General features: G+C 62.7%; 6 protein-coding genes. 1 reads left to right on the top strand and 5 read right to left on the bottom strand.

The genetic code is table 11. From position 1 onward, the window contains the following. Together AC1DUU_RS18175 and mdeB are read right to left on the bottom strand one after the other, a co-directional pair. A partial coding sequence (locus AC1DUU_RS18175) for a biotin/lipoyl-containing protein (protein WP_476784803.1) occupies nucleotides 1-523 on the bottom strand: 523 nt, incomplete at its 3' end. A 33-nt stretch (nucleotides 524-556) separates the two neighbouring features. Continuing rightward, a complete protein-coding gene (mdeB, locus tag AC1DUU_RS18170; protein ID WP_476784802.1) occupies nucleotides 557-3,250 on the bottom strand; it encodes an alpha-ketoglutarate dehydrogenase in 2,694 nt (897 codons plus the stop codon). Nucleotides 3,251-3,386: 136 nt separating this feature from the next. Between mdeB and AC1DUU_RS18165 the strand changes: the two genes are divergently transcribed. Next, the gene (locus AC1DUU_RS18165) at nucleotides 3,387-3,884 is read left to right on the top strand and encodes an Lrp/AsnC family transcriptional regulator (protein WP_476784801.1); all 498 of its coding nucleotides are present in this window, start codon (nucleotides 3,387-3,389) and stop codon (nucleotides 3,882-3,884) included. Between the two features lie 463 nt (nucleotides 3,885-4,347). Here the strand turns inward: AC1DUU_RS18165 and AC1DUU_RS18160 are convergent, their stop codons facing one another. The 3 genes from AC1DUU_RS18160 to AC1DUU_RS18150 all read right to left on the bottom strand — a co-directional run. After that, entirely contained in the window at nucleotides 4,348-5,484 is a 1,137-nt protein-coding gene (locus tag AC1DUU_RS18160; protein ID WP_476784800.1) for a conjugal transfer protein TraB, read from the bottom strand. Nucleotides 5,485-5,500: 16 nt separating this feature from the next. Continuing rightward, the gene (gene traF, locus AC1DUU_RS18155; protein WP_476784804.1) at nucleotides 5,501-6,016 is read right to left on the bottom strand and encodes a conjugative transfer signal peptidase TraF; all 516 of its coding nucleotides are present in this window, start codon (nucleotides 6,014-6,016) and stop codon (nucleotides 5,501-5,503) included. A gap of 11 nt (nucleotides 6,017-6,027) precedes the next feature. Next, nucleotides 6,028-7,440 (bottom strand): BID domain-containing protein (locus AC1DUU_RS18150; RefSeq protein WP_476784799.1); only part of this gene is annotated, 1,413 nt, incomplete at its 5' end.

The raw sequence follows: 7,440 nt of genomic DNA, 5'->3' as shown, positions 1-7,440 counted from the left end.
TGATGTCATCGCGCAGTATCCTGCCCTTCGCCCCGGAAGGCTTTACCCCCGACAGATCGACGCCAAGCTCACGGGCAAAGGAACGAACCGACGGCGTCGCATGGGCGCCCGCCAAGGTCTCCGACCTGAAAGCCTGCGGGTTGGTCACCACCACGGGTGGCGTTGCTTGCGCCGCCGTCGCAGCAACAGGCAGTTCTGCCTTGACGGTCGGCGCGATCGGAGCTGCTTCAACCTTGGCCGTTTCTGACCCGGCTGCCGGCGCAGACGCCGCTGCCTGTGCAGCAGCGGCTTCGATCGTCAGCAGCAGCGCGCCTTGGGACACGCGGGTGCCGATCGACACCGCAAACTCCCTGATGGTTCCGGCGAAGGGCGCCGGGATCTCCATCGTCGCCTTGTCGGATTCGACCGTCATCAGCGGGTCTTCAGCCACTACAACGTCCCCCGGCTTCACCAGGAACTCGACGACCGGCACATTCTTGTAGTCGCCGATATCCGGCAACCTGACTTCCATTAGCTGGCTCATATCAACTCTTTCAGAACTGGAACTCGACCCGGATCAGCGCAGCCACGGCGCATCGACGGCACCGTCGAAGCCGTAGCGGGCGATGGCATCGGCAACCGTCTGCGGCGTCACCGAGCCTTCGGCGGCGAGCGCTGCAAGGGCCGCCACCGCGATGTGGCGATGATCGACCTCGAAGAAGTCGCGCAGCGCCGTGCGTGTGTCGCTGCGGCCGAAGCCATCGGTACCGAGCACGGTGAACGGCGCCTCGACATAGGACGCGATCAGCTGCGGATAGGCGCGGACATAATCGGTGGCAGCTACGATCGGCGCATTGCCCGGTAGGCAGCCAGCAAGATGGCTGACGACGGGTTCGGCTAGCGGGTTGTAGCGGTTGTGACGCTCCACCTCCCGTGCATCGCGCGACAGCTCGGAGAAGCTGGTCRCACTCCATACTTCCGAAGCAACACCCCAGTCGTTGGCAAGCATCTGTGCCGCCTCGATCACCTGTGGCAGGACGGCGCCGGAGCCGAGCAGGCGAACAAGGCCGGCGCTCGTCTTTGGCTTGTGGCTGGCAATCTGGTAGAGCCCCTTGATGATGTCGGCCTCGACGCCAGCTGGCTGCGACGGCTGGGCGTAGTTCTCGTTCATCGCGGTGATGTAATAGAACTCGTCCTTACCCTGTTCCATCATGGCGCGGGCGCCGTGGTCTAGAATGACCGCGAGCTCATAGGCGAATGCCGGGTCATAGGCGCGGCAGTTCGGAACGGTTGAGGCAACCAGAAGGCTCGATCCGTCCTGGTGCTGCAGGCCYTCGCCGSCYAGCGTSGTGCGGCCTGCGGTMGCGCCGATCAGGAAGCCACGAGAACGCTGGTCGGCGGCCGCCCAGATCAGGTCGCCAACACGCTGGAAGCCGAACATCGAATAGTAGATGTAGATTGGCAGCATGGCGAGGTTGTGTACGCTGTAGGACGTCGCCGCCGCCACCCAAGACGAGATCGCTCCGGCCTCGGTGATGCCCTCTTCGAGCAACTGTCCGTTCTTGGTTTCCTTGTAGTAGAGCATCGAACCAGCATCCTCGGGCTCGTAGAGCTGGCCTACCGGCGAATAGATGCCGACCTGCCGGAACAGATTGGCCATGCCAAATGTGCGCGCTTCGTCGGCGACGATCGGCACGATGCGCGGACCGATCTCCTTGTCCTTGATCATGTTGCCGAGCAGCCTGACCGCAGCCATGGTCGTCGACATCTCTTTACCTTTGGCATTGAGCGCGAAGTCTCCGTAGCTTGCCAGCGGCGGAATCGCGACGGGTGCCGCCGTGCGACGGCGCGTTGGCAGGTAGCCACCAAGCGCTTCACGGCGAGACCGGAGATAGTTGAGTTCGGCGCTGTCTTCTGCCGGCTTATAGAACGCGACCTGCTCGGCCTGCTCGTTGCTGATCGGCAGCGAGAAGCGGTCGCGGAAGGTGAGCAGGGCCTCGACGTCGAGTTTCTTGGACTGATGCACCGTCATGCGGGATTCACCGGCAGCGCCCATACCAAAACCCTTCTTGGTCTTTGCCAGGATGACGGTCGGTCGACCCTTGGTCGCCTTGGCAGCCTCGAAGGCGGCGAACAGCTTGCCGAAGTCGTGGCCGCCGCGCTTCAAGGCGTCGATGTCGCTGTCCGACATATGGGCGACCAGCGCCTTGACCTCGGGATCCTCCTCGAAGAAGTTTGCCAGATTGTAGGCGCCGTCCTTGGCGCCGAGGGTCTGGTACTTGCCATCGACAGTTGCCGCAAAACGACGGAGCAGCGCGTGCTGGGTATCGCGCGCGAACAGCGCGTCCCACTCCGATCCCCACAGCACCTTGATAACGTTCCAGCCGGCGCCGCGGAAGGTGCTCTCCAGCTCCTGGATGATCTGGCCGTTGCCGCGCACCGGACCGTCGAGGCGCTGCAGGTTGCAGTTGATGATGAAGGTCAGGTTGTCGAGCTTTTCACGCGCCGCGATCGACAGGCCAGCGACCGATTCCGGCTCGTCCATCTCGCCATCGCCGAACACGCCCCAGACATGGCGCCCCTCGGTGTTGGCGAGGCCCCGGTCGGTCAAGTAGTGCATGAAGCGGGCCTGGTAGACCGCGGTGATCGGGCCGATGCCCATCGACCCCGTCGGCACCTGCCAGAAGTCGGGCATCAACCACGGATGCGGATAAGAGCACAGGCCCGTGCCGCCGATCTCCTGACGGTAATGCTGGAGATGCTCTTCCGAAAGCCGCCCCTCGAGGTAGGCGCGGGCATAGACGCCGGGTGCCGAGTGCGGCTGGAAGAACACCACGTCGCCGTCGCCCTCACCGGTGTCGGCGTGGAAGAAATGGTTGAAGCCAACCTCGAAGATTTCGGCGGCGGAGGCATAGCTGCCGATGTGGCCACCGAGTTCGCCATAGGCCTTGTTCGCCCTGACCACCATCGCCAGCGCGTTCCAGCGGATGATCGCAGTGATGCGCTCTTCCATGGCAAGGTCGCCGGGGAACGGCGTCTGCTTTTCGAGCGAAATGCTGTTGCGGTAGGGCGAAAACGGCAGCGCCTCATGGACGATGCCGAGCTCCTTGGCCTTGCGGTCGAGCTCGTCGAGGATGAACTCGGCGCGGGCGCCACCGGAGTTGAAGAACAGGGATTCGAGCGACGCCAGCCAGTCGGCCGTCTCGTTGGGATCGCCGTCATGTCCGGCGTTGTCGGCACCGATGCGGGCGGTCGGGGTCTTAGTGAGCATGATGGCGCTCCAACTCCTTGAGTTTCCACTTGCGCGCGAGAATAGCGGCAACGCTCCGGCATTTCCTGCCGAAGGTGTTGCAAATTCTGCTTAATGCGAGAGATATTACTGTAATTGATTCCATTTGAAGCAGGACATGCTGCCGATGACCCTTGACGCGATAGACATGCGCATCCTCGCGGAGATCCAGGAGGACGCCAGCCTGACCAATGTCGAGCTCGCCGCGCGCGTAGGCCTGTCGGCCTCGCCGTGCCTGGCCCGCGTGCGCACCCTCGAAGAGGCAGGCATCATCGTCCGCCGCGTCGCCCTGCTCGATCCGGTGATGCTTGGCGCCAATGTCAGCGTCTTCATCCAGGTCACGCTGGAAAAGCAGACCGAGGCGCTGCTCGAGGTTTTCGAGGCGGCGATGGCGAGCTTTCCCGAGGTCATGGAGTGTTATCTGATGACCGGCGATTCCGACTATCTGCTGCGCGTGGTGGTGCGCGACACAGTCGCGCTTCAGCACTTCATCGTCGACCGGCTGTCCAAGACGCGAGGCGTCGCCAACATCCGATCGAGCTTCGCTCTCAAGCAGGTCAAGTACAAGACCGCACTGCCGCTTGAAGACTTGGCTACGCCACGGACCCGGCGATAGACTACCGGCCTCCCCCTCTAGGCCTTCAAGCCAAGGTCGATTCGCGCACTGCGTCACAAAACACACGACGCCGAGCGAGGTATCGTCGGTCAAGGGCAGCCGCAGGTGCTCCTCGGCATCGACTGAGCCGTCGGCAATAATTGTCACACCGGAGTTGGTCCATGTAGCCCGACCAGCCACCACCGGAGTGGCAACCAAGATCGTCCTTCGTCGAGTAAATCGCTAGGCGTTGATGAGAGGCCAGTCAGCAATGGCGTCCGAGTCTTCGCGCACATTCTCGGTCATGACGAGCCATCGCACCGGCGTCGGGGTGGTCGCGCGTACAGTTGATCCAGCGCTAGTGAAGATCCATTTTTCGGGGAACCAATGAGCGCATGGTCTCCGATGGCCCGACAGAACAGCAGCCGCTGGGTCTGGTGGAGATCGGCATATAGAGGGCAGCTAACAAGTACGCGCGATTTGCTCAAAGGTTAAAGGCGGTGATGAGGGGAACGCCGAATAGCCGGGCCCAGGATGCAGCACTGGCCTTCTGGACGGCTACAATTGAAGTGCCTGCAGTCCACCAGCCATTGCCGGTGGCGACGACAATATCAGGCGAATGCAGCATCGACTGCAGGACAGGCCAAAGGATGAGTTGCTCGTAGCAGATCAGCGACGCAATCGCGCGCCCGTCTAGCTCGACCGCTGGATTGGCGAACAAGTGCGCCCGCGCTCCACCGCCCTGTCCGGTCCATGCAAGCCAGGGCTGCCACATGGAAACTGGGACCGGCATGCGCTCGCGATAAAGCACGCCGGCGCGCTTAGCCGAAATCGCGACCATGACATTGTCGTAGGCTTGCAGATCGACAATTGCCGCGCCGGCGATCACGGTAACGTCGATGCCATGCAACTCGTCGCGCCAAAGCCGCTCGACCGTCGGTGTCCAGAAACCGAGAGTGCTTTCGGGAAGGACAACCACGCGGGCTTCCTCGCCCGCTGCCTTCACCGTTGCAATCAGTTGACGGTGCTGTTCCAGTCCGCCGCCGCGACCGAGGTTTTGGCCCAGTTCAAGGTCGAGGCCTTCCCAGCCGTCCGGTACGGTAGGTGGCATCCAGGTCGTGACTGACCAGACGTAAAGTCCTCCCAAAACTGCGGCCGCGAACGGCCAACTTCTAGCTGTCATGGCCAGCATGATGATCGCGGCTGCACCTAACCCGACCCAACCCCAATAGGGAAACAACACGCCGGCTGCCGTCAACGGGTGAGCCCAGCCGACAATCCCGAACGGTGGTATCGCCATGAGGAGCGATGCCACCCCAAACCGCGCCGGGCGCTTCCCCCCAGGACGCTTTGTCCAAAGCACCGCGTGAACGGCAACGAAGGAGAGCGATGCGACGATCCAGAGCAACAGGCCGTGCCAGAGATTGGATGCGTAGTAGTTAGCAACGCCCTGCGGCAGACCACGCGAGGCGGCGAGGAAATATCCTAGCGACACCAAAGCCGCAATCACGCGGGTCGGCGCCCAGGCCCACAATGCTGGAAAGGCGAGAGCGAGCGGCAGGGCCAGGGGATCGCCGTTCCAGGCGACGCCGCCTACTAACACTGCAGCAGCCGTCAACATGACACCGCCCACGCTGTCAGGGATAGACGGTGAGGACCGGACGGGCGCGCCCGAGGAGGCCTGCTGCAGGGATCGGCCCGAAATATCGGGAGTCATATGAGCTCGCTATGGAAGAATGAAGGAAGAGATGGCCGGGCGGCACGGTGCCCCCAGGAAAGGGTTCAATCGCCCTATTCTGGCTGTCCTTGTGACGGACGCGTGACGCGGGGAGCGGCCTGCCATCGATGACGACATTGTTGCCGATCTCGACGTTCTGGCCAGGTAGTGCAGCGACCGTTTTGAGCAGCGGCGCAAATCCGCCAAGGCATGTACCCTCGCTGAGATAACCACGGCCGAACGCGTCAACGAACAAGCTTGTCGCCGGGGGGCATATGAAAATGGGATCGCCGATGGCTAGGGGGCGGTTTAGTGTCTCGATCCGCCAGATGCCGACGGGCGCACTAGGCGACAAGTTGAGCCTGTATCCGCCAGACCGGCCGACCCCAACAAGCACTGTCGCGCCAAAAGCCACGATGCTGATAGAGATGATCATACGCCCGTAGCTCATTGCTTCCAAACCATGCTCTGGYGCTGCGCCAKTYGTAAMTGCTCGGYCTGYTTCACTGTCTGCGCTATGCGCTCATGGGCAGCGAACYGYTGGGCTGCMCGCATCAMCGGCCAGGCCTSACGCAGCTTYTCGCGCTCGCCRGGACGAAGGCCCTCGGCSGCCTTGTCGAAGAGGCTACCCGACGGCGCCCGAGCGGCATTGACGAGCAACGCCCGTTCGCCAAAACGTTCWGYKAYGGCWCGGTTGAAGYCATCGATCTCRAGCTTSACCTCGCGRTTGKCGAGGGCAWGGCCAAGAGYRGCMGGRAGATCGTTGCRGTCRATGGCGGCGCGGATSTTTTCSAGCACKGAYYTTGCSGCYKGCGACAGCGCCGGGATGTCGATCGAGACACGATGACGAAGMRCCTGCTCCTCGTTCCCGATCCTTGCGGCAGCGACCTGCCGCAGCTGGAGATAACGCTYGATGTCACGCTTCAGCGCCGGCACGTTGACCTCGGCGACACGGCGCGCCTCSKTKTCGGCCTTGCTCGCGAGCAGGCCAGTCCTCCCCCTGAGCGGCCCGATCGATGCCGGCTCGCTGGCCAGCCGATCGAGTGTCGGTTGCGCGGCCTTCGGGTCRSTCARSACSGTGTCGAARTTCATCGCCYGGAASGCGSTYTCCGGATCGGCGAAGACRTAGYGGAACCGGGCCGACACTTCTTCCCACTGCTTTGCTATGGCYGGATCGGCGAGCAGCTTTTCYTCGACGACATCAGACAGGGATTTRGCAAACAGCGTGACKCCGGCGACCATCGGTTCGGCCTCCTTYYGGGTTTGCGTTGARGGACGCTGGAGCAGGCCAAGGCGCTCGCCGCCGGCACGYATTCGCTGCGCCAGATCGGCAAGGCGCTCCTTCTGGCGAAGCATCCAGTCGAGCCGATCGCGCACKAGTGTGCGGGCAACACGGACGAKGTGCAGCCCGCGGTTKTCGGCAAAGCGCAGTGCCTGCCGGTAGAGGACGCCGCGCTCGTAATCGAGCGTGGTTTCCTTGGCGTTGCTTCGCGACAGAATGTGATCTAGCCCGCCCGCCTTGGCGAAGGAGCGCCGCCCGTAATAAAGCGCCATATCCTCGCGGTGCCGGGTCATCGTGACATAGGTCAAATGGCGATCGAGCGAGAGCGAAGCCAGCACCTTGACCCGATCGACGGTCGATCCTTGAGACTTGTGGATCGTCGTTGCATAGCCATGATCAACCTTGGGGTAGAAACGCTGCTCGACCCTGACCAGCCGACGATGTTCGCCCTCGCCGATGGCAGCGACGATCCTGTTTGATGCCGCCTCGACGACACGGCCGATCATGCCGTTTTTCACGCCAAGCGAGGTCTCGTTCTTCAAGAAGACGATCTGGTCACCGGCGTCGAAGTGACGAAG

The organism is Aminobacter sp. P4_H6_2, assembly GCF_056400805.1.
The sequence above is the reverse complement of the archived record's forward strand: the minus strand, read 5'-3'. Positions and strand labels throughout refer to the sequence as shown.

Coding starts and splice junctions, on each gene's coding strand:
- AC1DUU_RS18165 (WP_476784801.1), top strand. CDS start 3,387: ATGCTGCCGATGACCCTTGACGCGATAGACATGCGCATCCTCGCGGAG.
- AC1DUU_RS18160 (WP_476784800.1), bottom strand. CDS start 5,484: ATGTTGACGGCTGCTGCAGTGTTAGTAGGCGGCGTCGCCTGGAACGGC.
- traF (WP_476784804.1), bottom strand. CDS start 6,016: ATGATCATCTCTATCAGCATCGTGGCTTTTGGCGCGACAGTGCTTGTT.